This is a genomic window from Nocardia fodinahabitans, assembly GCF_052983615.1.
Genome location: NZ_JBRJJC010000001.1, coordinates 5,957,270 through 5,982,671 on the forward strand (window position 1 = coordinate 5,957,270; position 25,402 = coordinate 5,982,671).

The 25,402-nt window shown below is 71.5% G+C and carries 23 protein-coding genes; 13 read left to right on the forward strand and 10 right to left on the reverse strand.

All coding sequences use genetic code 11. The annotated features are described in order from the left end of the window. Positions 1–9: 9 nt before the first annotated feature. The 4 genes from NV348_RS28020 to NV348_RS28035 all read right to left on the reverse strand — a co-directional run bounded on the left by NV348_RS28020 (position 10) and on the right by NV348_RS28035 (position 5,567). The gene (locus NV348_RS28020) at positions 10–975 is read right to left on the reverse strand and encodes a phytoene/squalene synthase family protein (RefSeq protein WP_447151160.1); all 966 of its coding nucleotides are present in this window, start codon (positions 973–975) and stop codon (positions 10–12) included. Positions 976–1,058: 83 nt separating this feature from the next. Beyond that, positions 1,059–2,705, reverse strand: a complete 1,647-nt coding sequence (locus NV348_RS28025; protein WP_447149533.1) for an alpha-(1->6)-mannopyranosyltransferase A — start codon at positions 2,703–2,705, stop codon at positions 1,059–1,061. A gap of 101 nt (positions 2,706–2,806) precedes the next feature. After that, entirely contained in the window at positions 2,807–4,405 is a 1,599-nt protein-coding gene (crtI, locus tag NV348_RS28030) for a phytoene desaturase family protein (RefSeq protein ID WP_447149534.1), read from the reverse strand. A gap of 7 nt (positions 4,406–4,412) precedes the next feature. Then, positions 4,413–5,567: a polyprenyl synthetase family protein gene (locus NV348_RS28035; protein WP_447151161.1), complete on the reverse strand. Its 1,155-nt coding sequence runs from the start codon at positions 5,565–5,567 to the stop codon at positions 4,413–4,415. Positions 5,568–5,823: 256 nt separating this feature from the next. On the opposite strand from NV348_RS28035, the gene NV348_RS28040 reads away from it, so the two are divergent. After that, entirely contained in the window at positions 5,824–6,825 is a 1,002-nt protein-coding gene (locus tag NV348_RS28040; RefSeq protein WP_447149535.1) for a methylenetetrahydrofolate reductase, read from the forward strand. On the opposite strand, the gene NV348_RS28045 is transcribed toward NV348_RS28040, so the two are convergent. After that, positions 6,815–7,402, reverse strand: coding sequence for a DUF2867 domain-containing protein (locus tag NV348_RS28045; RefSeq protein WP_447149536.1), 588 nt, complete (start codon positions 7,400–7,402; stop codon positions 6,815–6,817). The two genes, NV348_RS28040 and NV348_RS28045, sit on opposite strands and share 11 nt — an antisense overlap. Positions 7,403–7,856: 454 nt before the next feature. Between NV348_RS28045 and NV348_RS28050 the strand changes: the two genes are divergently transcribed. The 3 genes from NV348_RS28050 to NV348_RS28060 all read left to right on the forward strand — a co-directional run bounded on the left by NV348_RS28050 (position 7,857) and on the right by NV348_RS28060 (position 9,691). Then, on the forward strand, positions 7,857–8,297 hold the full coding sequence (locus NV348_RS28050) for a hypothetical protein (protein ID WP_447149537.1): 441 nt from the start codon (positions 7,857–7,859) through the stop codon (positions 8,295–8,297). A gap of 308 nt (positions 8,298–8,605) precedes the next feature. Next, complete coding sequence (locus tag NV348_RS28055; RefSeq protein ID WP_447149538.1) at positions 8,606–9,307, forward strand: hypothetical protein; 702 nt, start codon at positions 8,606–8,608, stop codon at positions 9,305–9,307. A gap of 27 nt (positions 9,308–9,334) precedes the next feature. Further along, a complete protein-coding gene (locus tag NV348_RS28060; RefSeq protein ID WP_447149539.1) occupies positions 9,335–9,691 on the forward strand; it encodes a hypothetical protein in 357 nt (118 codons plus the stop codon). A gap of 10 nt (positions 9,692–9,701) precedes the next feature. Here the strand turns inward: NV348_RS28060 and NV348_RS28065 are convergent, their stop codons facing one another. The 5 genes from NV348_RS28065 to NV348_RS28085 form a co-directional block, all read right to left on the reverse strand. Beyond that, entirely contained in the window at positions 9,702–10,874 is a 1,173-nt protein-coding gene (locus NV348_RS28065; RefSeq protein ID WP_447149540.1) for a glycosyltransferase family 2 protein, read from the reverse strand. 1 nt (position 10,875) lies between these two features. Then, positions 10,876–11,622: an LppM family (lipo)protein gene (locus tag NV348_RS28070; protein WP_447151162.1), complete on the reverse strand. Its 747-nt coding sequence runs from the start codon at positions 11,620–11,622 to the stop codon at positions 10,876–10,878. Positions 11,623–11,793: 171 nt separating this feature from the next. Then, positions 11,794–12,576, reverse strand: a complete 783-nt coding sequence (locus tag NV348_RS28075; protein WP_447151163.1) for a carotenoid biosynthesis protein — start codon at positions 12,574–12,576, stop codon at positions 11,794–11,796. Between the two features lie 178 nt (positions 12,577–12,754). After that, positions 12,755–14,332 carry a phytoene desaturase family protein gene (locus NV348_RS28080; RefSeq protein ID WP_447149541.1) on the reverse strand — a complete coding sequence of 526 codons (1,578 nt, stop codon included), beginning with the start codon at positions 14,330–14,332 and terminating at the stop codon, positions 12,755–12,757. After that, on the reverse strand, positions 14,329–14,955 hold the full coding sequence (locus tag NV348_RS28085; protein ID WP_447149542.1) for a GNAT family N-acetyltransferase: 627 nt from the start codon (positions 14,953–14,955) through the stop codon (positions 14,329–14,331). Before NV348_RS28085 ends, NV348_RS28080 begins: the two co-directional genes overlap by 4 nt. A 116-nt stretch (positions 14,956–15,071) precedes the next feature. On the opposite strand from NV348_RS28085, the gene NV348_RS28090 reads away from it, so the two are divergent. From NV348_RS28090 to mraY, 9 genes are all read left to right on the forward strand, one after another. Then, positions 15,072–15,521: an SAV_6107 family HEPN domain-containing protein gene (locus NV348_RS28090; RefSeq protein WP_447149543.1), complete on the forward strand. Its 450-nt coding sequence runs from the start codon at positions 15,072–15,074 to the stop codon at positions 15,519–15,521. Positions 15,522–15,646: 125 nt separating this feature from the next. Further along, positions 15,647–16,075 carry an SCO2097 family morphological protein gene (locus tag NV348_RS28095; protein ID WP_447149544.1) on the forward strand — a complete coding sequence of 143 codons (429 nt, stop codon included), beginning with the start codon at positions 15,647–15,649 and terminating at the stop codon, positions 16,073–16,075. Positions 16,076–16,485: 410 nt separating this feature from the next. Then, on the forward strand, positions 16,486–16,917 hold the full coding sequence (mraZ, locus tag NV348_RS28100) for a division/cell wall cluster transcriptional repressor MraZ (protein WP_447151164.1): 432 nt from the start codon (positions 16,486–16,488) through the stop codon (positions 16,915–16,917). Positions 16,918–17,136: 219 nt separating this feature from the next. Continuing rightward, complete coding sequence (rsmH, locus tag NV348_RS28105; RefSeq protein WP_447149545.1) at positions 17,137–18,135, forward strand: 16S rRNA (cytosine(1402)-N(4))-methyltransferase RsmH; 999 nt, start codon at positions 17,137–17,139, stop codon at positions 18,133–18,135. Beyond that, on the forward strand, positions 18,132–19,220 hold the full coding sequence (gene ftsL, locus NV348_RS28110) for a cell division protein FtsL (protein ID WP_447149546.1): 1,089 nt from the start codon (positions 18,132–18,134) through the stop codon (positions 19,218–19,220). Before rsmH ends, ftsL begins: the two co-directional genes overlap by 4 nt. Further along, a complete protein-coding gene (locus NV348_RS28115) occupies positions 19,217–21,100 on the forward strand; it encodes a peptidoglycan D,D-transpeptidase FtsI family protein (RefSeq protein WP_447149547.1) in 1,884 nt (627 codons plus the stop codon). Before ftsL ends, NV348_RS28115 begins: the two co-directional genes overlap by 4 nt. Before the next feature lie 102 nt (positions 21,101–21,202). Then, entirely contained in the window at positions 21,203–22,816 is a 1,614-nt protein-coding gene (locus NV348_RS28120) for a UDP-N-acetylmuramoyl-L-alanyl-D-glutamate--2,6-diaminopimelate ligase (RefSeq protein ID WP_447149548.1), read from the forward strand. After that, entirely contained in the window at positions 22,813–24,312 is a 1,500-nt protein-coding gene (locus tag NV348_RS28125) for a UDP-N-acetylmuramoyl-tripeptide--D-alanyl-D-alanine ligase (protein ID WP_447149549.1), read from the forward strand. Before NV348_RS28120 ends, NV348_RS28125 begins: the two co-directional genes overlap by 4 nt. Beyond that, positions 24,309–25,385, forward strand: coding sequence for a phospho-N-acetylmuramoyl-pentapeptide-transferase (mraY, locus tag NV348_RS28130; RefSeq protein ID WP_447149550.1), 1,077 nt, complete (start codon positions 24,309–24,311; stop codon positions 25,383–25,385). Before NV348_RS28125 ends, mraY begins: the two co-directional genes overlap by 4 nt. Positions 25,386–25,402: the final 17 nt, after the last annotated feature.

The window sequence follows — 25,402 nt, forward strand, 5'->3', positions numbered from 1 at the left end:
CTGTCGGCGTCAGCGTCGCACGGTGGCGAATCCCTTGGCGGCGACGAGGATCCGGCGATGGTTGGGCACCGTCGCACGTCGCTCGAACACCTGGAAATCCGCCGCCTCGATGCGGTCGAGGATCTCGGCGTAGAGCGCGGCCGCGGTGCGGATCGCCGGACGGACCCGGGGCTCGAGCAACTCGATGCCGGGTTCGGCGCGGCGGTAGATATCGCGATTGACGGCGATCAGATGCGCCAGCGCGCGGCGCAGCGGCTGATCGGTGCGGCCCGTGGCACGGCACGCGCGCAGCCGGGCTTCGTCGACGCCGAAGGCGGCCAGTTCCTCGGTGGGCAGGTAGATCCGGTCGCGGTCGAGGTCCTCGGCGACATCGCGCAGGAAGTTGGTGAGCTGGAAGGCCTCGCCCAGCGCGGCGGCGGCCGGTTCGGCGTCGGCGACCGGGACGACCGTGCCGAGCACCGGCAGCAATTGCAGACCGATGGCGGCCGCGGAACCGCGCATGTACTCGCGCAGTTCGGACATGGTGGCGTAGCGGGTGCGGTGGTCCGCGGTGCCGGGAACGTCCATGCGCATGGCGTCGAGGAACGTCCAGAAGTGGGTGTGCGCGATGTCGTAGCGGCCGATGGTGTCGGCGGCGGCGGTGAGGATCTGGCGGCGGCGCAGATCGCCGGTGTCGATGCCGCCGTGCTCGAGGGCGAGGCGGAGCTGTGTCTCCACCAGATCCAGGTGCTGGGCGGGGCTGATCGTGGCAGTGGCGTCCGGTGCCGCGAGGAACGCGCCGTCGCGCGGGTCGAGCACGCGAGCCGGGTTGTCGGCGTGGTCGACGATGTCGTCGACCATGCGCGCGAAGGCGTACAGCGCGTGGACGGCTCGTCGCCGCGGCGGCGTGAGCAGGGTGGTCGCCAGGTAGTACGTGCGACCGTGCTCGGCCGCGATCCGTCGACAGCTCGCGTATGCCGTCTCGAGCGGGATCACCGTGCCGTCGTCTTCTCCGGCGACGCTGCCCGTGGTCGGGACAGCCGGGTGCTTCGGTGCGACCGCGCCCGGACGCCGATCGCTCATGCCCGGAGGGTGGGCGCCGGTTCCCTGGTGACGGGGCGGGAACTGGCCGAACGCAGGTGCAGTGGATCGACGGTACGCAGCGACACCGCGGCGACGACGGCGGCGAAGGTGGCCAGCGCGACATGCCAGAAGTTGTACAGCCCGATCGACCCGTCCGGCTGGAACACCAGCATCAACCAGGTGCACAGCCCGACCAGCCATTGCAGCGTCACGGTCGACAACGCGAAACCGGCGGCCAGCGCCAGCGGCCACGAGTAGTACCAGGGCAGCGCGGCGGGGGAGAGCAGCACGATCGCGACGAACGCGATCACGATGCCGAGCACCGCCTCACGCTCGGAGTGCCGGAACCGCCACCAGATGGCGACCAGCAACACCACCAGGGCGATCTTGCAGAGTTCGCGGGTCACGCTGAGCACCGAGTCCAGGCGCAGCGGGGTCACCCAGGTGACCATGTGCGCCAGGATGGTCGGCAGCGACAGCCAGTTGATGATCTTGTTCGAGCCCTGCAGCGCGGTGACCCAGCCGAACCCGACCCCCGCGATCACCGAGGCGGCACCGAACACCAGCGCGAACACGCCGACACCGATACCGGCGATCTTGGCGAAGACGAACAGTGGATGCGGCATATCCGCCGACGGGCGGGCCGCGTCGGGATGCTGCTGGTCCTCGGAGACCTCGGTGGCGCCTCGTTCGGCGGCGCGGCGCTCCTTCTCGTGCAGGATCCAGATCCACACCAGGAACGGCAGCGCGACGCCCGCGGTGGCCTTGATCGCGACGCCGATCGCGACGACGACGATGCCCGCCACATGGTGGCGTTCGAGCACCAGCGCGATGCCCGCGCACATCAGCCCGACCATCAGCATCTCGTTGTGCACGCCGCCGATCAGGTGCACCAGCACGAGCGGGTTGAGCACCGCCAGCCACAGCGCCACGGTCGGCTTACCGCCCAGGTGCTTGGTCAGGTACGGCACCGCCCACATCATCAGGGCCAGGCCGGGCAGCATCACGACCCGCAGCGCGATGGTGCCCGCGATGACGTTGTCGCCGGTGATCATGGTGAGCACGCGGCCGATGAGCAGGAACATCGGGCCGTAGGGCGCCGTGGTGGTGGTCCAGACCGGGCTCACATTGTCCAGCAGCACACCGGGATTGGCGACGGGACCCACCTGATAGGGGTCGAAACCGTCGCGCAACAGCGCGCCCTGGGCGAGATAGGAGTAGGCGTCGCGGCTGAACATCGGCGCCGCGAACAGCAGCGGCGTGATCCAGATGCCGACGATCGCCCGCAGCTCGTTCAGCGTGACGTGCACGCCGTCCTTGCCGAGGGTGTTGCGGCCCAGCCGAACCCACGCGGTGATCATCATCAGCACGCCGATCCAGATGACGATCGTCGAGAGCGCGTAGCCGTGGCCGAACCGCAGCCAGGACAGGTGCAGGGCCTCGAGCAGCGGGTCGCGCTTGCGCACCGCGCCCGCGCCGAAACCGCCGAAGGTGATCATCACCGCGCCGAAGAACCCCATGACGGCCGCGTGGCCTTCGGGACTGCGGACGAAGTCGCCCGCGGTCCGTAGCCGGGACCGGACGCCGGGATCGGTCCCGGTGGGCATGTGGCGCTGCGGCTCGAGGGTGCGCGTGGTGTCCATGGGGCCTACGGTCGTCTCAGGGGGCGGCATGTTCGGTCGGTCCCCCCGGATGGTCGGCGGTCGCAACCGCGAGCTGATAAGTCGGCCGTCAGTTTACGGCTTCACGTTGGAACACTAGCCCGGTGGTCGGTGGCGTTGCGCGTCCGGCTGCCGGTGATTCGTGCCGCGGCCAGCTTGCCCGACAACAACGTGGTGGGCACACCCACCCCCGGAGTGGTGCCGCAACCTGCGAGAACGACGTTGTCCACGCCCCTTGGCAGATTGCGCGGCCGGAACGGGCCGGTTTGGCGGAACAGATGTGCCACCGAGAACGGTGTGCCGGCGATCATGCCCTGCGCCGCCCAGGTGACCGGGGTGTCGACGTGATCGATCCGGAAGTGCTCGGCGATGCCGGTGTAGCCGCGCCGCTCCAGCTCCGTGAGCAGTTCGCGCAGATACGCCGGGGCGAGGCGGTCCCAGTCCAACGGCGCGGCGTCCAGGTTGGGGCACGGCGCGAGCAGCGAGAACGGTTCGTGGCGGCCGTCGGCGCGGTCGATGTACAGACCGGAGTCGGTCAGCGCGGGCCGGGTCAGCAACAGGGACGGATCGCTCATGACCCGTCCGCGCCCCCGGCGCGCGGAGATCTCGGTGAAGGTGGTGGCCCAGGCGGCACCGAAATCGATCGTGTGATGCGCCTGCACCGGCCACCGTGCGGCGATCTCGGCGGGCACGGTGCCGTGCGCGACCACCGCCGACGGCGACGCCCGCAGTCCGCGCCGGTACCGCAGCCCGAACCGGGGCAGCGAGCCGAGATCCGCGGTCAGGACGACGGCATCACAGGCGAAACCACGTCCATCGGCGGTGCGGACCGCCGTCGCGCGCCGGCCGCCGGCGGGCGACGCACCGTCGGTGGTTCGCGTGCCGGTCGCGTAGTCGATGCCGGCGACCTCGGCCCCGAGCACCAGGGTGCCGCCCGCCGCCGTGAACGCGTCGGCGAGCGCGGTGGTGATCGCCCGCATGCCCCCCTCGGGGAAGTAGACGCCCAGGCAGGTATCCATATTCGGGATCGCGCCGTAGAGCGCCAGCGCCTTGTCCGGCACCGTGCCGGCGTAGAGCGCCTGGAAGGTGAACAGCCGGACCAGCCGCTCGTCGCGCAGATAGGACCGCACCCGCGGACCCAGCTTGCCGAAGCCGCCGAGGCGGGCGAGCGCCGTCAGCCCGGCGCGCGATGTCCCGCTGCGCACCAGGTCCAGCGGTGAATCGAAGTTCGCGTCCATGAACTCGTCGTACTCGGCGTCGTAGATCCGCCCCAGCCAGCCGCGCAGCCGCCGGTAGTTGCGGGCCTCGGCCGGTCCGCAGGTCGCGGCGACCTCGGCGGCCATCGCCTCGGCGTCGTCGAAGACGCGGATGTCGGTGCCGTCGGCGTAGCGCGCGTGATAGGCGGGCGCGAGGCGGTGGATCCGCAGACCGACGTCCTCGCGCGTCTGCCCTACCGCGGCCAGCGCCTCGTCGATCAGCTCCGGCAGCGTGAGCACGGTGGCGCCGTTGTCGATCTCGTAGTCGTCGAACCGGTAGCGCCCGACCCGGCCGCCCGGATGATCGGCCCGTTCGAGCACGGTCACCTCGCGGCCCGCGCCGCGCAGATGCAGCGCCGCGGCAAGCCCGGCCAGTCCCGCGCCGACCACGACGACATTATTCGCTGGTCCCACAATGCTTTTCATCGCGTGCTCAGGCGGTTCGGCGGGTGGCGGCCAGCGCCATATCGTGCAGCAGCTGCTTGGCCTGCGTGGTCGCGCTGCTCGTCGCCACGGCGCGCAGGCCGGTGTCGGTGAGCTCGGTGATCCGGCGTTCCACGTCGTCGACCGCGCCGAGTTCGGTGAGCAGCGCGCGCAGGCGGTCGACCGCCGCGTCGTCGAGGTCGGTGCCGAGTCCGGTGCGGATCAGGGCGGCCGGCTCCGGCTCGGCGCGCCGTAGCGCCTCGGCGATGAGCACGGTGCGCTTGCCTTCGCGCAGGTCGTCGCCGGACGGCTTGCCGGTGACGGCGGGGTCGCCGAACACCCCGAGCAGGTCGTCGCGCAGCTGGAAGGCGATGCCCACGTCGGTGCCGTAGGTCCGCAGCGCCGCCACCAGGGCGTCGTCGGCCCCGGCCAGCGCCGCGCCCAGGTGCAGCGGGCGCTCGATCGTGTACGCGGCGGTCTTGTACCGGTTGATCCGCAGCGCGGCCGCCACCGATTCGTCGCCACCGGCCTCGCCGTTGATGTCGAGCAGCTGCCCGCCCAGCACCTCGGTCCGCATCCGCGCCCACACCGGCGCGAACCGGGCCAGCGCGGCGGGGGCGAGCCCGGCCTCGTGGACCAGGTCGTCGGCCCAGGCCAGGGCGAGATCGCCGATCAGGATGGCGACGGCCCGGCCGTACTCGGCGCCGTCACCGGGCCAGCCCGCCGCGCGATGCCGGTCCGCGAAGTCGATGTGCACCGTCGGGTAGCCGCGCCGGGTCTGCGAGGAGTCGATGATGTCGTCGTGCACCAGCGCGCACGCCTGCACCAGCTCCAACGCCGAGCAGGCGGTGAGCACCGCGGCCGCGTCCGGCCCGGCCGGATCGCCGCCCGCGCCGAGCCAGCCGGTCCAGGCGAAGCCCGGCCTGGTGCGCTTGCCGCCCCGGATGACGAACTGTTCCAGCGCCGCGGCGGCATCGACGAAGACCGGGCCGAGCGGCTCGACGATCTCGCGCCGGGACGCGAAGAAATCGGTCAGCACCCGCTCGACCGCGGCGACGAACGCGGGCGTGCCCGGCGTGAGCGTGACGAGATCGACCGAAGCCGGGGTGTCGGCGACGGACCGGGAAAGCGGGGTACCGATTCCGGCGGACAGGGTGGCCTCCAGGTGCGGAAGTGGGCGAGCGGATGGACCGAATCGCACGCGGCGGTGCGATCACCGGCATTCCGTCGCAGAATACGCGGGTGGCGCGGGGGTGTCGTCGGCGCACAGGGCCGCTGCGACCGACCCCACACCCGGCGATTCGGTGCCGCGCAAGTCTCGTTCAGCCGACTTGACGATCGAGTGGCAGGTCCGTGCCCGATTTCGGCCTGCGATTCCCGGTCGGCGCCGCGGTGTCGGGGCGCACCACTACACTGAACCGGTGACATTCGACGATGGACGGGGACGTTCGACCCCTGATCGACCCGCCCGGAAGCAGTCGATCGTCTCGAACACCCCCTCGGTGGTGCAGAGCTTACGTGCCCACTCGGGCAGCGGCGTGCCCTTCTCGGTGGAGTTCAACCCGCCCCGTGACGCGGCGGGCGAGGCCCGGCTGTGGCGCGCGGTCCGCGAGTTCGAGTGCATGCACCCGGCCTATGTGTCGATGACCTACGGCGCCGGCGGCTCCACCAAGGACCGCACCGTGCGGATCACCGGTGAACTGGCCACCGAGACCACCCTGCTCCCGGTTGCCCACCTCACCGCGGTCGGCCACAGCATCGACGAGCTGCGCGCGCTGGTCGGTTCCTACGCCGACTCCGGCATCCGTAACCTGCTCGTCCTGCGCGGCGACCCGCCGGGCGATCCGCTCGGCGAGTGGCGCAAGCATCCCGAGGGCGTCGAGTACGCCGAGGAACTGGTGCGCATCGTGCGCGACCTGGGCGACTTCCACGTCGGTGTCGCGTCGTTCCCGCAGGGCCACCACCGCTCGCCCGACCTCGATCACGACACCCGGCAGCTGGTCGCGAAACTGCGTGCGGGCGCGGAGTATTCGATCACCCAGATGTTCTTCGACGTCGAGCACTACCTGCGGCTGCGCGACCGGGTGGTGGCCATGGACCCGATCGAGGGCGCCAAGCCGATCATCCCCGAGCTGATGCCGATCACCTCGTTGCGCACCGTGCAGCGCGCCGAGGAACTCTGCGGCCGCCCGCTCGAGCCGTCGGTGCTGGCCCGGCTGACCCGCGCCGCGGGCACCGGCCCGGAAGAGGACAAGGCGGCCGTGCGCGCCGAGGGCATCCAGATCGCCACCGAGATGGCCCAGCGTCTGATCGACGAGGGCGCCCCCTGCCTGCACTTCATCACCCTCAACTTCGCGAAGGCGACCAGCGAGGTGCTCACCAACCTCGGCTACGGCGTGACGGCGGCCCCGCTCAGCGCGTGAGCGTGAGCTCGTTCCACACGCGTTCCCAGTTCCTGGTCATCGCCGGATAGACGATCAGGTACCGGAACGGCTTGATGAAGGCCATATAGGCGCGCCCGAACACTCCGTTCGGCTTCACCAGCACCGCCATCTGCAGGTGGTATCCGGGCCCGTCGTCGTCGGGCACCCACCCCAGGTGCATCACCCCGTGCATGGTGTCGTTGGCGATCTCGGCCGCGTACTCGTCGTCGAGCGCATACAGGCTGGTGAACGGACTCCCCGCGTCATCGGGCCGCGGCGTCTCCCGCAGATCGGCGGGCAACCGATCCCGCAGCGACGCCACCCGCCGCCCGGTCCCCGCCGACTCCCGATCCCACCCCAAGATCGCCCCCAACTTCCATCGGATCTCGAACAACACCCCGGTCACCCCGGAAGACTCCGACGCCCGCGCTGCCTGCAACGCCGCGAGCAGCGCCGGAAAATCCCCCGCCGCCCCACCCGGCGTCCGGAAACGCCACACATCCTCGACCTCGAAGTCCGGGGCGATCTCGTGAATACGCCACGCCCGCCCACTATGCGCCACTGTCGGAACTCGCATGAGAAACCTCTCTCCGTACGGATGCGTATGGAAAGAGGCTACCGCTGTTGTACGCCTACGTATAGACCTGATTCGGGCGGCAGCGGCAATCGATCGATCTCCTCTGCGCCTGCGGGCTGCGGACACGCCTGTGTCCAAGCCGACTCGGCTCTGGATATTTCGGACAGCAACGGCGCGGCGCACCAGACTCGCCGAACGTCGTTGGTGCATCAAGAAATTCGCGGCCTAGGATCCCTGGCATGCCCAGTTACCTGCACGAAGGTGTCCTGGAGTTGTTCCGCGCGGACCTCACATTGGCCGCCACACTGATCGCCGAAGTCTGCGGTGTCCCGTAGTACTTCTGGTCGTCGTCCCCACCACTCGCGTAGCGACCTGGGCGGCCGAACCGATCGACCTCGGTCACCCGGGCTTCGCCCTTCGGCCCCTTGTCGTCGGCCCTGAGCGCGTGCCACTGGTGACCGATCCCATGGAGGCCGCGTCCTCCCCGGAACGTGCGGTCCTCTCGGCCATGGCACACGGCAACGGCCCCCACTCCGACGAGGTCTTCACCGCCCTCCTCGTCGGCCTGACGAAGACCGATGACGAGCGTGCGCGGATGTACCATGACCTGGTCGATGAGGTGTTGTCCGAGGCGGCCAGCCGACGGTTGGAGGAATTGATGACGATGACCTACGAATACCAGGGCCGGATCGCCCGCAAGTACGTCGAGCAGGGCCGTGAAGAGGGCCGTGAAGAAGCTGCCGCGGCAAGTATCCTGACAGTCCTCGGTACGCGTCGACTCGCTGTCTCCGACGACCAGCGGGAGCGTATCCAGGGTTGCCGAGACCTGACCCAGCTCGATGCTTGGCTAAGGCGCGCGATCGACGCAGCTGAGACAGCCGACCTCTTCGACTGATTCCCGTAGACCGGGTGCCGTCGGCCTCGACCGCCCGATCGCCAGCGGCCGCGCCGCCGGGTGGGTGGTGACGGTGCGCGCGGTGCCGCACGCGGTGAACCGCCACCGGGGCCGGTACCGAATCAGCATGTGGCACTGCCGCAATGCTGCACAACGGTCAGGATCAGCGTGAGCGCAGAGCTGGGAACCGGGGCCGCGCCGGTGCACACTGTTCGCGACGCGCCGACGGATCGACGCGCCTCACCTGCGCGGATTCCGCCGGATACCGGCGTAGCGTCGGATGTCTCCGCGTCGATGAGGAGTGCGTCGTGACCGAGCCGCGTCGTTACACCGCCCTGACCACGCTGGCGGCCTGCGCCGCCGCGCTGCTGCTGGCCGCGCCCACCGCGGCGGCCGCGCCGGCGACGGTCACCAGGGACGCGCCCGCCACGCAGACGGCCGGTCCCGGTGACCTGCTCGGCGCGTACCAGACCGTCGTCGACACCCTGGAAGCGCTGGGTATCCAGCCGTTCCTGTACCCGACGGTCGCCGCGAACTGCGGCGGTGACGGCCTGGGTCTCGTGCCCGCCGTCGCGGGCGCGGTGCCAGGTCCGTGGCCCGCGAACGCCGTGCAGATCCCCGGCCTCGACCTCACCGCCGTGAAGTCGGGCCAGACGATGTTCACCTTCCTGCCCTACGGCCTGTCGCCCGACACCGCGGCCACCAAGACCTCCGGCATGCAGGTGGCCTGGCTCAACATCAGCACCGGGCGCGGCGGCATGGCGTCGATGGGCTCGATCGCCGACGTGGTGCGCGCGCTGGTCCCGCCCGAGGTCCCCGCCGAACTGCGCCCGATCGCCGAGACCGCCCTCCGTGACTTCCTCTTCGCCGCCATCCCGATCGGCGGTGTCCGCGCCGTCCCGGTCGACACCGGCCGCGGCACCGTCCTGGCCGCCGTCTTCGGCACCACCGACAACGCCGGCCGCTCCTGCTTCTTCTTCCCGACCGTCGGGATCACCGAGGTGCCCTGAGTGGTCTTCGCCGGGGCTCGGTCAGGAATGAAGAAGCGTCGATCGTCGGTGTGCGCCTACAGTTTCGGTGGCGGATCAGCGCATGCGGCAGGCACCTTCGCCGAGCACGCGCCGTCGGCCCGGTACGCGCGGGCGTTCAACAGCCTGGGCGCGGAGGCCTTCGCGGACCCGAGGTTCGACGGTGCGCCCGCGGACCTGTTCTATTCGTGTGCGGCCGCGGATCGCGCGGCGGTCGAGGACCTGGTCTCCGCGGTCGGGTTGCGGCCGGTCTTCGTCGGGGAGGGCAATCACGATGTCGTCGACGGTGTGATGCGGCTGTGGCTGACGCTGGCGATGGGGCAGGGGATGGGCCGGGAATTCGCGTTCCGGCTCGTCGACCGCTGAGGACGCCGGGTCAGGCGTGCTGGGCGCCCACGGTTTCGGGCGCGACGAGGGGGCGCTGCTTCCAGCGCAGCGTGCCGGTGCGGTGGCGATAGTGCGACCGGGTCCACAGCGCCAGGTAGTGCGCCACGCCGAGCGGGTGGGCGATCGCGGAGGTGATGTCGGTGCGGGTCGGCGTCTGCCGGGTCTCGGTGGCGCGGGCGGCGAGGCGGCCCGCCACGGCGGCGAGATACCCGAGTAGTCCGGCGTGGCGGATCCGGCCGCGGCCGCAGAGCGCGGCCAGCGGGGGCAGCCAGTAGGCCAGGGCCGCCAGCGCGCCCACTGCGGCGCCCGCGTCGACCCGGCCGCCGTAAGCCGACCACAGCCAGCGCGTGTAGCCGTCGGTGAGTTCGGTCGCGCCGGTGTACATCCGGGTGCCCGCGCTCGGGCCCGCGGCCACCAGGGCGGTGCGATGACCGGCCCGCCGCAGCGCCCTGGCCAGGTCGAGATCCTCGGTGGCGCTGGCGGCGACGGCGGCGTGGCCGCCACCGGCGCGGTACGCGGCGGCGTCGACGGCGAGGAACTGCCCGCACGCCACCGCGGTCGACGGCCGCAGACTGTGATTGGCCGGGCCGACCGGCAGCGTCGACGCCCACGACCACGCCAGCAGCGGCTGGACCAGGCGCTCGGTGGTCGAGCCGGACTCCTGCACCGGCCAGGCCGAGACCAGACCCGCTCCGCGCCTGCGCAACTCGGTCACCGACGCGGCGATCGCGTGCGGGGCGAGCCGGACATCGGCGTCGACGAAGACCAGGGCCGCGGCATCGGTGCGGGCGGCGAGCCGGGCGCACGCCGCGGCCTTGCCGGTCCAGCCGGGCGCCGGGTGGGCGGCCGAGCGCAGCACGGTGAACCGGTCGTCACCGCCGATCGCGGCCAGGGCCGCCTCGTAGGTGCGGTCGGTGGAGGCGTCGTCGAGGATCAGCACGCGCAGCCGGGGGACGCCGGTCTGGGCGCGCAGGTCGGCGATCAGATCGGGCAGCCGCTCGGCTTCGTCGCGGGCGGGCACGCAGACCGTCACCGGTTCGATCACGCCCGCGACCCGGCGCGGCAGGCTGCGCAGCGTGACCAGGTTGTAGGCGGCGGTGGTCGCACCCAGCGCGGCGAGACCGGTGCCCGCCCAGGTCAGGTAGCGGCCCGCCGCGCCCATGTCAGCGGCCCAGCCTGCGACTGGCGACCTCGCGCCACATCTCCTGCGGCGAGAAGCCGCCGCGCGGCGCGTTCGGCGGACCGGGGTTGCGGTCGCGGAAGGCCAGACCGGCGATCAGCGCGGCCACCGCGAGGGTGATACCGCCGACGATGCCTGCCCAGCCGGCGAACGAGCGGGTGTTCGGGTCGGCGTACTTCACCTCGGCGCGCAGGGTCGAGGTCTCACCTGCGGGCAGCTTCCACGACACGGTGTTGTCGCCCTCGCGGGTGCCGTTGGTCTTGGCGACGCGGGCGGGGAAGGCGATGGAGAACTGCACGTCCGAGCCGTGCGGCGGGACCGACTCCAGATCGACGCGACCCTTGAGACTCACCAGGTCGCCGGTGCGCTGGAACTCCAGGGTGAACATGCCCTGGGTCTGATCCGACAGGCCGCCGAGCTGGCCGACCTCGCCGAAGGACAGGTCGTCGAAGAACACCTGGGTGCCGACGAAGCCGTCCTGGTTGTAGTTCTCGACGCGCACCTTCGCCGCCAGCTGGTCCGGAGCTTTGAGCTGCGGTCCCTTGTCGGTGGGTCCGGTGGGCACCACCGCGGCGACGATGCGCCCCGACACCCGGTCGTTGGACGACACGCCCATCGACACCTGCACGCGCAGGCACCCGGCCAGCGCGGGCACCAGCATCGCCAGCAGGACGGCGACGGCGGTGACGCGTCGCGCGCGCACGGAACGACGCGGTGAGGGAGTAGGCATGTCGGCGACGAGACTCGGCTGCACGGGTGTCATCGTGCCAGGCCCGGGCCCGAGAACCCACACGACGGGCCCACCCGGAGGTGCCGGGCGGTGCCGAACAGGCAATTCGCCCACGAATCGGTGACGGGTGGGCGTCGACGACGACCCGCCGTGCTCGGCGGATCCGGCCGGTCAGGAAGAGCGGTCGCCGATTCGCGCGCGCCCACGCAGGAGCAGCGGAATGCCGAGTGGAGCCAGGCCGAGGAACCCCCAGATCGCCGAGGCGGGCAGCCCGAGGAACACCGCGTGGGCCAGGGTCGAGCCGAGCCAGGTCCAGACGAACACCGCCACCGGAACCGCCACCGAGGAGTCGTGGGCGGGCAGTAACCGCCGGTCGAGCAGGGTCAGCAGCACCGCCATCAGCGTGGCGACGAGCGCCCAGCCGAGATAGTTGGTGGACGGGATCTGGGGGAGACCGGGCAACCCGGCATCGGTGACCGCCCAGGTCCACTGGCCGTCGGCCACCATCTGCGGATCGAGGAACAGATCCCAGCCGACCGCGCCGACGACGAACAGCCCGGCGCGACCCGGCGCGCGGCGCACGATCAGCCCCGCGACGATCCAGATCGGATACAGCCCGCCGGTCCACGCCAGCGGGACCACCAGCGGCACCTCCGCGAGCGCGGGCCCGATCCGGTCGACCGCATAGGCATAACTACCGAACGGAAACCCGGTGGCCGTGCCGACGATCTCGGCGGCGAGCCCGAGCCCGGACACGATGACGAAAAACCCCGTGGCCCAGCGCCCGCCGCGAGTCGTCGCCGCGTGCAGGAGCGCGGTCGCCGCCGAGAGCGCGACGACGACGATCGTGATCCGGTCACGGACCGTGCCCGCGCTCAACGGATACGCGATCTGAACCAGGACCAGCAGGATCGCCGTGGCGGTCGGCACCGCGCGCGACGGCTCGGCTCGCAACCATCGACCGAACGCGGCCACGAGGCTGCCCGACCGGTCGACGAGCCGGTGGCGCTCGGTGCCGATCACCGGGGCGGCCCGTCGACCGGCACGCGGGCGATCCGGCCGGCTACGCGGGGCGAAGCGCAGTTCGGTCGCTGTCGCGCCGGTTCCGAGTCGGGCACGGTCGGTCCCGGCCTCATCGGCTGCGCGGCAACGAGAACCGGCGGGTCCGGCGATCGCGGAGGACGAGCCGTGCGGCGCTGCGGCCACTGGCGCCGGACACCCCGCCACCCGGATGGGTCGACGCGCCCGTCAGATACAGGCCCGGCGCACCCGGCACCCGCTGTCCCGACAACTCCGGCAGCGGGCGCCAGAGCATCATCTGGTCCAGCGACATCTCGACGTGCATGACATTGCCGCCGCGCAAGCCCATCTCGCGTTCCAGATCGACCGGCGTCTGCACGAACCGCTGCCGCACCGACGACGCGAAGCCGGGGGCGTATCGCTCGACCTCGGCGATGATCCGGTTGGCCTCGCGCTCGCCGTGCGCCGCCCACGCGCTGCCGTCGGCGAGCGCGTAGGGATGCCACTGCGCCCACAGCGACAACTGGTGCTCGCCCGGCGGCGCGATGGTGGGATCGAGCGCGCTGAAGCTCATCGCCAGTACCACCGGCCGGGGCGGCAGCGCACCACCGAGGGCCGCGCCGTGCGCGAGCCGCAGCTGGTTCCGGTCCGAGACGAGGAACTGCAGGCCGCGGGCGGACTCGGCGGGGGAGGCACCGGGGTAGTCGGGGAGCCGGTCGGTGGCCAGGCGCACCACCATGCCGATGCCGGGGCCGACCCGGATCCGGCGCTGCCAGTCGTCCAGGGTGGCCGCGTCGAAATCGCCCGCCCGCAGCAAGTCCAGGGTCGCGAGGATGTGTGCGCCCGCGATCACGGTGTCGGCGTGCAGGTTCCGGCCCGAGGCCGTTGTCACCCGCCAGCCGTCGCCGCTGCGGCGCAGGGCGGTGACGGCGTCGCCGGTGTGCAGTTCGCCGCCGTCGGCGCGCAGCCGGGCGATCAGGGCCGCGCTGAGCGCCCCACTTCCCCCCACGGCCCGGCCGGGCGGCAGCGTGTGCATGAGCGCGGCGAAACCGGCCATCGGCGCCGACCCGGGTTCCGACATCGGCGGGCCCGACTGCGCGCCGAACCAGGCCAGCGACGCCTTGAGGCGTTCGTCGTCGAACCAGTAGTCCAGCAGCGCGTCACCGGTCTGCAGGAACTCCCGCGACAGGGCGCTGCCGCCGTCGCGCGCGTCCAGTCCCCAGAACGAGCGAACGAGCCTGCCCGGCGTCGGCGGACCGCCGAACGCGCGCATCACCCGCGCGCTGCGCTCGCCCCACACGCCGACGAAGCGGCGGTAGGCGTCGGCCTCGCGCGCACCGCAGGCCGCGGCGATCGAGGCGCAGGTCAGGTCGAGATCGCGATGGAAGACGATCGGCGCGCGCCCGCCGTCCGACGGCGTGAAACCCCAGGGATCGCAGTCGATATAGCGCAGTCCGAAGCGGTCGAGCTCGAGCTCCTCGATGATCCCGGTGTGCCGGATCATGATGTGCGCGGACGACCCGCGATCCACCAGATGACCGGGGAACCGCTCGACCGTCGACACCGCGCCGCCGGGCACCTCGTCGCGTTCGAGCACCTGCACCCGCTGCCCGGCCTTCGCCAGATAACAGGCCGCGACCAGCGCGTTGTGGCCCGAACCGACGACGACCGTCGTGCCTGCCGCCCTCACGCGCCGGACCCGGGCAGCGGCAGCCGCCGACCCAGGATGGCGAACGGCCGGGTGTCACCCGCGAACACGAAATTGCGGATCACATCGGTGAATCCGGCCCGCCGGTACAACCGCCAGGCCCGGTTGTCCTCCTCGGGTACCTCGGGCGTGGACAGCAGCACGGCGGCCTCGGTGCGGTCGGCCAGCAGCCGCTCGAGCAGCGTCGAGCCGATCCCGCGGCCCTGCGCCGCCGGATGCACGTGCAGTTCGGTGAGCTCGAAGTAGTCGGCGAGCAGTTCGCGGGTCGCGGCCTCGGGCCAGCCGCACCGGCGCATCCCCGTGTGCACCTGCTGGTGCCACCACTGCCGCGGCGCGCCGCTGTAGCCGTAGGCGATCGCGAGGATCGGGGCGGTGCGCAGGTCGACCCCGCCCGAGTCGTCGGGCAGCACGGCGGCCACGGCACGCCAGCCGGCCCGGGTGGTGTGCTCGGTCCACATCGGGGCGCGGTGATGTTCGGTGCCGCGCGGATAGTCCATGGCGGCGACATACACCGACAGGGCGTCGTGCAGGCGCGCGCGCAAGGCAGCGACGCTGAGGTCGACGACGACGGGTGCGGGGGTGTGATTCGGCGTGACGGCTGTCATGGCTCTCGTCGATGGCGCGCTGGCGCGGAAGTTGTCGGTGGGTGTCCCTATATTCAATCTCAATTCAAACGTTCGAATGCTTGTTCGATCTGTGCGAGGGGCGAAAGGGGCAGCAGATGGCTGGTCGCAACGATGGTCGGGAGCACGCGGGGCACGACGGTCGCGCGGGCGGGCTACTCCGCCAAGCCGACGCCCTGCTCACCGATTCGGCCTGGGAGCACGATCCGGGTGAGCGGTTCCGCACCGCCTACCTGGCCGCGCTGCGCGGCGCGGGCGCGATGATCGCCCTCACCGGCGCCGATCGGGCGCCACGGGCGCGCTCGCGCAGCGCCTGGGTCCTGCTGCGCCGCGCGAGCCCCGAATTCGCGATGTGGGCGGACTACTTCGAGGCGCACTCGCAATTGCGGGCCGATCTGGAGGCCGGACTGGACCGCGCGGTGACCGACACCCGCGCCGACGAGTTCTGCTCACGGGTGGGCGCGTTCCTCTACGACGTCGACGATGCGCTGGTCGCCGCCGCCAAGACACGCCCGCAGCCGAGTCGCGACCGGGACATGACTGCTTAGTTATCACCGAGTAGGTGGTACGGCTTCGATCGAACTCGTATCATGGGGAGCAGATAGCCGCCAAGGTCGGCTACCCGTCGCCTACCCGGAGGCGACCAGCCACGCCTAGTGCCGGGGGAGGTACCGTGCCACTCTCCGAGCACGAGCAGCGCATGCTCGAACAGATCGAGAGCGCTCTCTATGCTGAGGATCCGAAGTTCGCCTCGTCCGTCCGCGGCGGACGACTTCGCTCCACGTCGAGTCGACGCAGACTGCAGGCCGCGGCGTTGTTCGCCATCGGCCTGTTCCTGCTCGTCGCCGGCATCGCCGCCCCGTTCAAGCCGGGCGGTTTCCCGATCATCAGCCTCGTCGGCTTCATCGCCATGTTCGGTGCGGGCGTCCTGCTCATGATCGGCAACTCGCGCAGGTCCGCTCGGCCGGACTCCACCGAGACCCCCGCCGCGGGCTCCGGCCCCACGGGTGGCTCGACCGGACGCGGTGGTCGCCCGCGCAAGTCCGGCGGTTTCTCCGAGCGCATGGAAGACCGGTTCCGCCGAAGGTTCGAGCAGGAGTAGCTCGGCTGTAGCCGAGGCGTAACAGCATCGAAGGCGGCGCCGCACCCGATCGGGTGCGGCGCCGCCTTCGCCTGTTTTCGGGGTGGCGCGCTCGGCGGATCGGTGGTCAGGGTGGTTCCCCCACTTTCCCCACCGTTCCCCACCGCGCCCCCACGGTGGGCGTCGCCGCCGAGAGCACCTGCGAAGTTTGCTGAACGTTGTCGGAACCAGGGGTTTCCGACCCGCGCGGGTTGCCCGAACACGCGATAACACCGAATCTCGGTGATAGCTGGAATGACCTGCGGAATTGTGTTGGCGGGGAGCGAGATCACCCGGGGTTTCGATTGAAAGTGGGGGAAAGTGGGGTAATGTGGGTCGCGCACTACAGGAGAGGCCGTACGGCGAGGTGATCCAGTAGGGAGGTGGCCGAGATGTTCCTCGGTACCTACACCCCCCGCCTGGACGACAAAGGGCGACTGACGTTGCCTGCGAAGTTTCGAGACGAACTGGCGGGAGGGTTGATGGTCACCAAAGGTCAAGACCACAGCCTGGCCGTGTATCCGAGGGAAGAGTTCACCGCGCTCGCGCGGCGGGCCGCCGCGGCGTCTCGAAGCAACCCGCGGGCAAGGGCTTTCGTCCGAGCGTTGGCGGCGGGCACCGACGAGCAACGTCCGGATGCACAGGGCCGGATCACGTTGTCGCCGGACCATCGACGCTATGCCGATCTCACGCGAGATTGCGTGGTGATCGGTTCGGTCGACTTCCTCGAGATATGGGACAAGCAGGCGTGGGAGTCCTACCTCGCCGAGCACGAGGAGGACTACGCGCAAGCCAGAGACGAGTCGCTGGGCGGGATCTTCTAGCTCGGAGCACGCGAGTGCTGCGAGGCCTCTGCCCGGGCGCGGACCCTGACGTACTTCCCCGACGCCAGGTGCCGCGCCTCGGTCAGAGACCTCGACGCATTCGCCGGTTCCACCGCAAGGGCGGTGGGGCAGCTTCATTCAGACCGCAATCTCATTCGAAAAGCACTGTGTGGCAAGGCGACCCGTCTGCGACGCGAGGCAGTATCCCGGGAGGTCGAGGTGAACCATGACACCGAGAACCCCCGTCATGTGCCGGTCCTGCTCACCCGCGCCGACGAACTGCTCGGCCCCGCGCTGAGCGAACCGGGCGCCGTCTACATCGACGCGACCCTCGGCCTGGGCGGGCACGCCGAACATTTCCTGCGCACCTATCCGAATGCGCACCTGGTCGGTCTCGACCGCGACACCACCGCGCTGAAATTGGCGGGCGAGCGGCTCGCGCCGTACGCCGACCGGATCACCCTGGTGCATACCCGCTACGACGGCATCGCCGACGCGCTGAGCCAGGCCGGCCTGCCCGAGATCGGTTCCGTGTCAGCGATTCTGATGGACCTCGGGGTGTCGTCGATGCAGCTCGACGAGGCCGATCGCGGCTTCGCCTACTCCGTCGACGCGCCGCTGGACATGCGGATGGACCCGACCACCGGCCCGACCGCCGCCGATGTGCTCAACACCTACAGCCACGGCGACCTGGCCCGGGTGCTGAAAACCTATGGCGACGAACGGTTCGCGGGCAAGATCGCCTCCGAGGTGCTGCGCAGGCGTGCGGTCAAGCCGTTCACCACCAGCGCCGAGCTGGTCGAGCTGCTCTACGCGACCATTCCGGCTGCGGCGCGGCGCACGGGTGGTCATCCGGCCAAGCGCACGTTCCAGGCCCTGCGGGTGGAGGTCAACGGCGAGCTCGACTCGCTGCGGGCCGCGCTGCCCGCGGCCCTGGATTCGCTGCGCGTCGGCGGGCGGATCTGCGTGATGTCGTACCAGTCGCTGGAGGACCGGCTGGTCAAGCAGGAGTTCGCGCCACGGATCGTGTCCAGGTCACCGATGGACCTGCCGGTCGAACTGCCCGGCATGGGACCGGAATTCCGGATGCTGACCCGAGGTGCGGAGAAAGCGACCGAGTCCGAGATCGAGGTCAATCCGCGGTCCGCTCCGGTGCGGATGCGCGCGGCCGAACGGATCGCGGAGAGGTCAGGGAGGACACAGGAGGGGACACGATGAGCGTGCGGACGAGCACCGTCGCCGTGCCGGGGCGTACGGCCCGTCGCGTCGAGGCGGCCGAACGGGTGAAATCCGGTGCCGCGCAGCGGGCCTACGCGCGCAAGCGCACCAGGGAGCAGCTGCTCGACGGGATCGAGCTGCCCGAACGGGCCTCGACGATGGCCGGGCGGATTCCCTTCGTCACCGCGATCATCGGACTGCTCGGCTGCGGCCTGGCCCTGACCCTGTTGCTGACCACCCGCGCCGCCGAGGACAGCTACCAGCTCGGTGACGCCAGGGCGGTCAACCGCAAGCTCGCCGACGAGCGGGCCGCATTGCAGCGCGAGGTCGCCGCCGCCGACTCGGCCCCCGAATTGGCCGCGCGCGCCAGGGAACTGGGCATGATCCCGGCCAAGGACCCGGCCCGGCTGGTGCTCGGTCCCGGTGGGGAAGTGACCGTCATCGGCACGCCGACGCCAGCGCAAGGCGCGCCGGTGCCGCCGCTGAACGGCCCGCCGACCACCACCCCCAACCCCGCGCCCGGACACGCGCAGGCCCAGGGCGAGCGGGTGGTTCCGGTGCAGCCGGGCGCCTCGACCGCGGGCCCGGCCACGCCGAGCGGAACGCCGGCGAACGTGCTCGCCGCGCCCGCCACCCAGGGCGGGCCTGCGGCGGAAGCTCCCGCACCGGCGCCCGCCGCGCCGCCGGCCCCGGCAGTCGCGCCGCAGCCCGCTGTCGCACCGGCTCCGGCGCCGCTGGCCCCGGTCGACGCCGCCCCGCCCGCCGAGGGACAAGCACCCGCACCCGCCGAGGGGCAGGCGCCCGCACCCGCCGGCGAGCAGGCGCCCGCGCCCGCCGGCGAGCAGGCGCCCGCGCCCGCCGAGGGTCAGGCACCTGCGCCGATCGCGCCGGTGACCGTGCCCGACCGGGTCGATGTCGCCGCGCCCGTCGACCAGGGCGAGCCGGTCGCATCGGCTGACACGCCGCCGCCCGCACCGGCCGACACACCGCCGCCTACAGCGGGTGTCGCGGCAGGGCTACCCGGCCGGGCCGCGGGGCCGCCGAGCGAGTCACCGCGGATCGTCGCTCCGGAGGATGGTCGATGAGGCAGAGCGGGCCCGCGTCGCAGCAGCGACGCGGGCCGGTCTCGTCGAGGGCCCGCCGTTCGGGGTCGCTCTCGCCGGACCGGCCGATCCGGTTGCGCCTCGGCGTCGGCCGGGTCACCCTGCTGGCGACGCTGGCGGTGGTGGCGCTGCAGCTGCTCTACATCCAGAGCCTCGCCGCGCCCGCGCTCTCGGCGCAGGCCGCGTCCCAGCGCACCACCAAGGAGACCGAGGCCGCCGTGCGCGGCCCGATCACCGACCGGCACGGCAACCAGCTCGCCTTCACCATCACCGCGAAAGCGCTGACCTTCCAGCCGGTCCGGGTGCGCCAGCAGCTGGCCGACGCCAAGAAGGCCAAGCCGAGCGCGCCCGATCCCGAGCAGCGGCTGAAGGACATCGCGAAGTTCGTCCACGACAAGCTCGGCACCGCGGCGCCCAAGGAAGAAGAGCTGCTCGACAAGCTGCGCAGCGACAAGACCTTCACGTATCTGGCCCGCAATGTGGATCCGCGGGTGGCCGCGGAGATTTTGGCCAAGTTCCCCGAAGTCGGCGCCGAACGGCAGGACCTGCGCGAATACCCCGGTGGCGCACTGGCGGCCAATGTGGTCGGCGCGACCGGCTGGGACGGGCACGGTCAGATCGGCCTGGAATCCGCGCTGGACTCGGTGCTCGCGGGCACCGACGGTTCGCGCACCTACGACCGCGGTTCCGACGGCGCGGTGATTCCCGGCAGCTACCGCGACCAGCAGCCCGCGGTGAACGGCTACGGCGTGGAACTGACCCTCGACGAGGACCTGCAGTACTACGTCCAGCAGCAGGTGCAGCAGGCCAAGCAGCTCTCCGGCGCGTCCTCGGCCTCAGCGGTGGTGCTCGACGCCAAGACCGGCCAGGTGCTGGCGATGGCCAACGACAACACCTTCAATCCCGCACTGGGACCGCAGTATTGGGCCTCGGCCGACATGAGCAACCCCTCGGTCGCCGAACCGTTCGAGCCCGGCTCGGTGAACAAGATCGTCACCGCGGCCGCCGCCATCGAATACGGGCTCACCACGCCCGACGAAGTGCTGCAGGTGCCCGGTTCGATCCGGATGTCGGGGGTCACCGTCAACGACGCGTGGCAGCACGGCACCGCGCCGTACACGACCACCGGCATCTTCGGGAAGTCTTCCAACGTGGGCACTCTCATGCTCGCCCAGCGGGTGGGCGAGGACCGCTTCGCCGACATGGTCGACCGCTTCGGCCTCGGCAAGCGCACCGGGATCGGCCTGCCCGGCGAGAGCCCGGGCCAGGTGCCTGCGCGCGATCAGTGGTCCGGCGGCACCTTCGCGAACCTGCCCATCGGCCAGGGCCTTTCGATGACGACCCTGCAGATGACCGGCATGTACCAGGCCATCGCCAACGACGGCCTGCGCATCCCGCCGCGCATCGTCAAGGCCAGGATCGCCCCCGACGGCACCCGCACCGAGGAACTGCAGCCCGACGGTGTGCGCGTGGTGAGCCCGCAGACCGCGAACACGCTGCGCACCGTCTTCCAGGCGACCGTGCAGAAGGACCCGATGGGCTACCAGATGGGCACCGGCGCCCCGGCGGCCATCGAGGGCTACCAGGTGGCGGGCAAGACCGGTACCGCGCAGAAGGTCGACCCGGCCTGCCGGTGCTATTCGTCGTCGTCGTTCTACATCACCTTCGCCGGGATGGCGCCCGCCGACAACCCGCGATACGTGATCGGCATGATGCTCGACGCGCCGGTCCGCAGCTCCGACGGCAGTGGCGGCGGGTCGGCCGCGCCGCTGTTCCACAGCATCGCCTCCTGGGCGTTGCAGCGCGACCGCGTGCCGCCGTCGCCGGAGCCCAAACGGCTGGTGCTGGAGGCCGGGCTCTAACTCCTCCGCCTAGGCAACCCGCGTTGTCCCTCCGACACCGCGCGTCGGTAACCTGACTGCTCGTCTCGCCCACGCGCTCGATCACTCTCAGAGAGGAGCCTTGTGCCCGCGCAGTCCAGCCCGCACGCGCTCCGGCCCACCACGCCGCCGTCGACGTCGCTGCGGGCCCTGCTGGACCTCACCGGCGCCACGGTGGCGACCCCGGTGACCACCGACATCACCGTCACCGGCATCGAGCAGCGTTCCAACGCCGTGCGCCCCGGTGACCTGTTCGCCGCGCTGCCCGGCGCGAACGCGCACGGCGCGCGCTTCGCCGCCGACGCCGTCGACCGCGGCGCTGTGGCCGTATACACCGACGCCGACGGTGCCGCCCTGATCGGCGAGGTCGCCGTCCCGGTCCTGGTGCGCGAGCGGCCACGCGCCGCGCTCGGCGAGCTCTCGGCCGAGATCTACGGCCACCCGAGCGACCGGTTGCGCATCATCGGCATCACCGGCACCTCCGGCAAGACCACCACCTCGTACCTGGTGGAGGCCGGGCTCGCCGCCGCGGGCCTGTCCACCGGGCTGATCGGCACCATCGAGACCCGCATCGGCGGCAGGCGGGTGCCCAGCGCGCTCACCACGCCCGAGGCGCCCCAGTTGCACGCGATGTTCGCCGCGATGGTCGAGCAGGGCGTGCAGGCGGTCGTGATGGAGGTCTCCAGCCACGCGCTGGCGCTGGGCCGGGTCGACGGCGTGCGCTTCGCCGTCGGCGCGTTCACCAACCTGTCCCAGGACCACCTCGACTTCCACGCCGACTTCGAGGACTACTTCGCCGCCAAACGCAAGCTCTTCGACGCGGATTCGCCGGTTGCCGCGCGCACCGCGGTGATCTGCGTCGACGACGAGTGGGGCACCCGCCTCGCGGGCGACCTCACCGCGCCGATCACGGTCTCCGCTACCGCCTCCGGGCCCGCCGATCGCGGCGCGGCGACCTGGCACGTGACCGGTGACGTCCGCGCCACCGGCGGGGAACAGGAGTTCACCGCGGCCGGGCCGGACGGCGAGCTGACCGTGCGGCTGCGGCTGCCCGGCCGCTACAACGTCGCCAACGCGCTGCTGGCCGTCGCGACCTGCGCCGCCGCCGGAGTCGATCCGGCCGTCGCCGCGGCCGCGCTGGCCACGGTCGACGTCCCCGGTCGCATGCAGCGGGTCGAGCGCGGCCAGGACTTCCTCGCCGTCGTCGACTACGCGCACAAGCCCGCCGCGGTCGAATCGGTGGTGGCCACCCTGCGCGGACACCTCACCGAGGCCGGGCACGGCAGGCTGGCCGTCGTCGTCGGCGCCGGTGGCGACCGGGACGCGGCCAAGCGCCCGCTGATGGGCGCGGCCGCCGCACGCGGCGCCGACCTGCTGATCGTCACCGACGACAATCCCCGCACCGAGGACCCGGCGGCCATCAGGGCCGCCGTGGTGGCCGGTGCGCACGAACTCCCGGCCACCGATCGCGGCGAGGTCCGCGAGATCGGTGACCGCGCGGCGGCCATCGCCGCCGCCCTCGCCTGGGCGCGTTCCGGCGACGTGGTGCTCATCGCGGGCAAGGGCCACGAGGCGGGGCAGGAGATCCAGGGCGTCAAGCATCCCTTCGACGACCGCGAGGTGGTCGCGGCGGCGCTGGAAACCCTGCGGAGACGACACAGTCCGCAGACGGACTCGGAGGACTTGACGGTTTCATGATCGAGATGACACTGCGGGAGATCGCGGACGTCGTCGGCGGCGAGCTGCACGACGTACCCGACCCTCAGGCACTGGTGACCGGGTCGGTCGAATTCGATTCGCGCCGAATCGGTTCCGGCGATCTGTTCCTCGCGCTGCCGGGCGCCAACTCCGACGGACACGACTACGCCGCCGCCGCGGTGGCCGCGGGCGCGGTCGCCGTGCTGGCGGCCCGGCCGGTCGGCGTGCCCGCGATCGTCGTCGCGCCGGACCGCGGCTCGGTCCCGGCGACCTCGGTCGCGCTGAGCCACGACGGCGACGGCTCCGGCGCTGCCGTGCTGGCCGCCCTGGCCGCGCTGGCGCGGGCCAGCACCGAGCGGCTGGCCGAGCACACGGGGCTGACCGTCGTCGGCGTCACCGGGTCCTCCGGCAAGACCTCGACCAAGGATCTGCTGGCCGCCGTGCTGGCGCCGCTGGGTCCGGTCGTCGCCCCGCCCGGCTCGTTCAACAACGAACTCGGGCACCCCTGGACCGCGCTGCGCGCCGGTCTGGACACCAAGTTCCTCGCGCTCGAGCTGTCCGCCCGCGGACCCGGCCACATCGCCGCGCTGGCGCGCATCGCGCCGCCGCGGATCGGTGTCGTGCTCAATGTCGGCACCGCGCACCTGGGTGAGTTCGGCAGCCGCGAGGCCATCGCCGAGACCAAGGGCGAGCTGGTCGAGGCGCTGCCCGCCGACGGCCTGGCCGTGCTCAACGCCGACGACCCGAACGTCGCCGCCATGGCCTCGCGGACCGAGGCCCGCGTCGTGCGGGTCGGCCTGGCCGGTGACGCCGACATCCGCGCCACCGACGTGGTCACCGACGAGCAGGCCCGCGCCCGGTTCACCCTGCACGCGGGCGGGGAGTCCGTCCCGGTGCGGTTGGCCGTGCACGGCGAGCACCAGGTCGGCAACGCGCTGGCCGCGGCCGCCGTCGCGCTGGAATGTGGCGCCGACCTGGCCACCGTCGCGCAGGCGCTGTCCGGCGCCACCGCGGCCTCGGCGCGCCGGATGGACGTGCGCACCACCGCCGACGGCGTCACCGTCATCAACGACTCCTACAACGCCAACCCCGACTCGGTGAAGGCCGCGCTCAAGGCACTGGTCACCCTGGCCGAGGCGGGCGAGGAGCCGCGCCGCAGCTGGGCCGTGCTCGGCGAGATGGGCGAGCTCGGCGACACCTCGGTGATCGAGCACGACGCGATCGGCCGCCTCGCGGTCCGCCTCGACGTCGACCGGTTGATCGTGGTCGGCACCGGACGGCCCTCCCGGGGAATGCACCAGGGTGCGGTGATGGAAGGCTCATGGGGCGAGGAGTCGATCCTCGTGCCCGATATCGAAGCGGCGATCGCGCTGCTCGACGACGAGATCGCCGCGGGCGATGTGGTACTGGTCAAGGCGTCGAAGGCGGTGGGTCTGTGGGCCGTCGCCGAGCACCTGACCAGGGCAGGGGAAGGTAGCACGGAGGCGGCTCGATGAGGCAGATTCTATTCGCGGCGGGGATCGCACTGGCGGTGTCGATCCTGTTGACGCCGTTGCTGATCCGGGTCTTCGCCAGACAGGGCTTCGGCCAGGAGATCCGGGTCGACGGCCCGGCCAGTCATCAGGCCAAGCGCGGTACCCCGACCATGGGCGGCGTCGCCATCCTGATCGGCATGTGGGCGGGGTACCTCGGCTCGCACCTGATCGGCATCGGCTACGACGCGGAGGGCCCGACGGCCTCGGGTCTGCTCGTGCTCGGGCTGACCACCGCGCTCGGTGTGGTCGGTTTCCTCGACGACTTCATCAAGCTGCGCAAGCAGCGCAACCTCGGCCTGTCGGCCGCGGGCAAGTACATCGGCCAGATCGGCGCCGCGGTCATCTTCGCGGTGCTGGTGCTGCAGTTCCGCGGCCAGAACGGGCTCACCCCGGGCAGTAAGCACATCTCCTACGTGCGCGACATCTCGACGGTGTCGATGGGCGCGATCGTGTTCGTCGTCTTCGTCTGCCTGCTGGTGGTGGCCTGGTCCAACGCGGTCAACCTGACCGACGGCCTGGACGGTCTGGCCGCGGGGTCGATGAGCCTGGTGCTCGGCGCGTACGTGATCATCACCTTCTGGCAGTACCGCAACGCCTGCTCCACCAGCCCCGAGGCCGGCTGCTACGACGTGCGCGACCCGCTGGACCTGGCGCTGGTGTGCGCCGCCGCGGCCGCCGCGTGCATCGGCTTCCTGTGGTGGAACGCCGCGCCCGCCAAGATCTTCATGGGCGACACCGGTTCGCTGGCGCTGGGCGGCATGCTGGCCGGTCTGTCGGTCACCACCCGCACCGAGCTGCTGATGGTCGTCATCGGCGCGCTGTTCGTCGCCGAGGCGGCGTCGGTGGTGCTGCAGGTGGCGGTCTACCGCACCACCCGTAACCGATTGTTCAAGATGGCGCCGTTCCATCACCACTTCGAGTTGAGCAAGTGGGCCGAAACCACGGTGATCATCAGGTTCTGGATCCTGGCAGGCATCGCCGCCGCCGTGGGTCTCGGACTGTTCTACAGCGAATATCTTTCGCAGGTCGGGTGAGGACGAACATGGTCGAA

What these genes read in the sequence shown, in the direction of transcription:
- crtI (WP_447149534.1), bottom strand. Translation starts at nt 4,405, where the DNA reads ATGAAAAGCATTGTGGGACCAGCGAATAATGTCGTCGTGGTCGGCGCG.
- NV348_RS28125 (WP_447149549.1), top strand. Translation starts at nt 22,813, where the DNA reads ATGATCGAGATGACACTGCGGGAGATCGCGGACGTCGTCGGCGGCGAG.
- NV348_RS28065 (WP_447149540.1), bottom strand. Translation starts at nt 10,874, where the DNA reads ATGGGCGCGGCGGGCCGCTACCTGACCTGGGCGGGCACCGGTCTCGCC.
- NV348_RS28085 (WP_447149542.1), bottom strand. Translation starts at nt 14,955, where the DNA reads ATGACAGCCGTCACGCCGAATCACACCCCCGCACCCGTCGTCGTCGAC.
- NV348_RS28025 (WP_447149533.1), bottom strand. Translation starts at nt 2,705, where the DNA reads ATGGACACCACGCGCACCCTCGAGCCGCAGCGCCACATGCCCACCGGG.
- mraY (WP_447149550.1), top strand. Translation starts at nt 24,309, where the DNA reads ATGAGGCAGATTCTATTCGCGGCGGGGATCGCACTGGCGGTGTCGATC.
- NV348_RS28045 (WP_447149536.1), bottom strand. Translation starts at nt 7,402, where the DNA reads ATGCGAGTTCCGACAGTGGCGCATAGTGGGCGGGCGTGGCGTATTCAC.
- NV348_RS28060 (WP_447149539.1), top strand. Translation starts at nt 9,335, where the DNA reads ATGAAGAAGCGTCGATCGTCGGTGTGCGCCTACAGTTTCGGTGGCGGA.
- ftsL (WP_447149546.1), top strand. Translation starts at nt 18,132, where the DNA reads ATGAGCGTGCGGACGAGCACCGTCGCCGTGCCGGGGCGTACGGCCCGT.
- NV348_RS28115 (WP_447149547.1), top strand. Translation starts at nt 19,217, where the DNA reads ATGAGGCAGAGCGGGCCCGCGTCGCAGCAGCGACGCGGGCCGGTCTCG.
- mraZ (WP_447151164.1), top strand. Translation starts at nt 16,486, where the DNA reads ATGTTCCTCGGTACCTACACCCCCCGCCTGGACGACAAAGGGCGACTG.
- NV348_RS28090 (WP_447149543.1), top strand. Translation starts at nt 15,072, where the DNA reads ATGGCTGGTCGCAACGATGGTCGGGAGCACGCGGGGCACGACGGTCGC.
- NV348_RS28070 (WP_447151162.1), bottom strand. Translation starts at nt 11,622, where the DNA reads ATGCCTACTCCCTCACCGCGTCGTTCCGTGCGCGCGCGACGCGTCACC.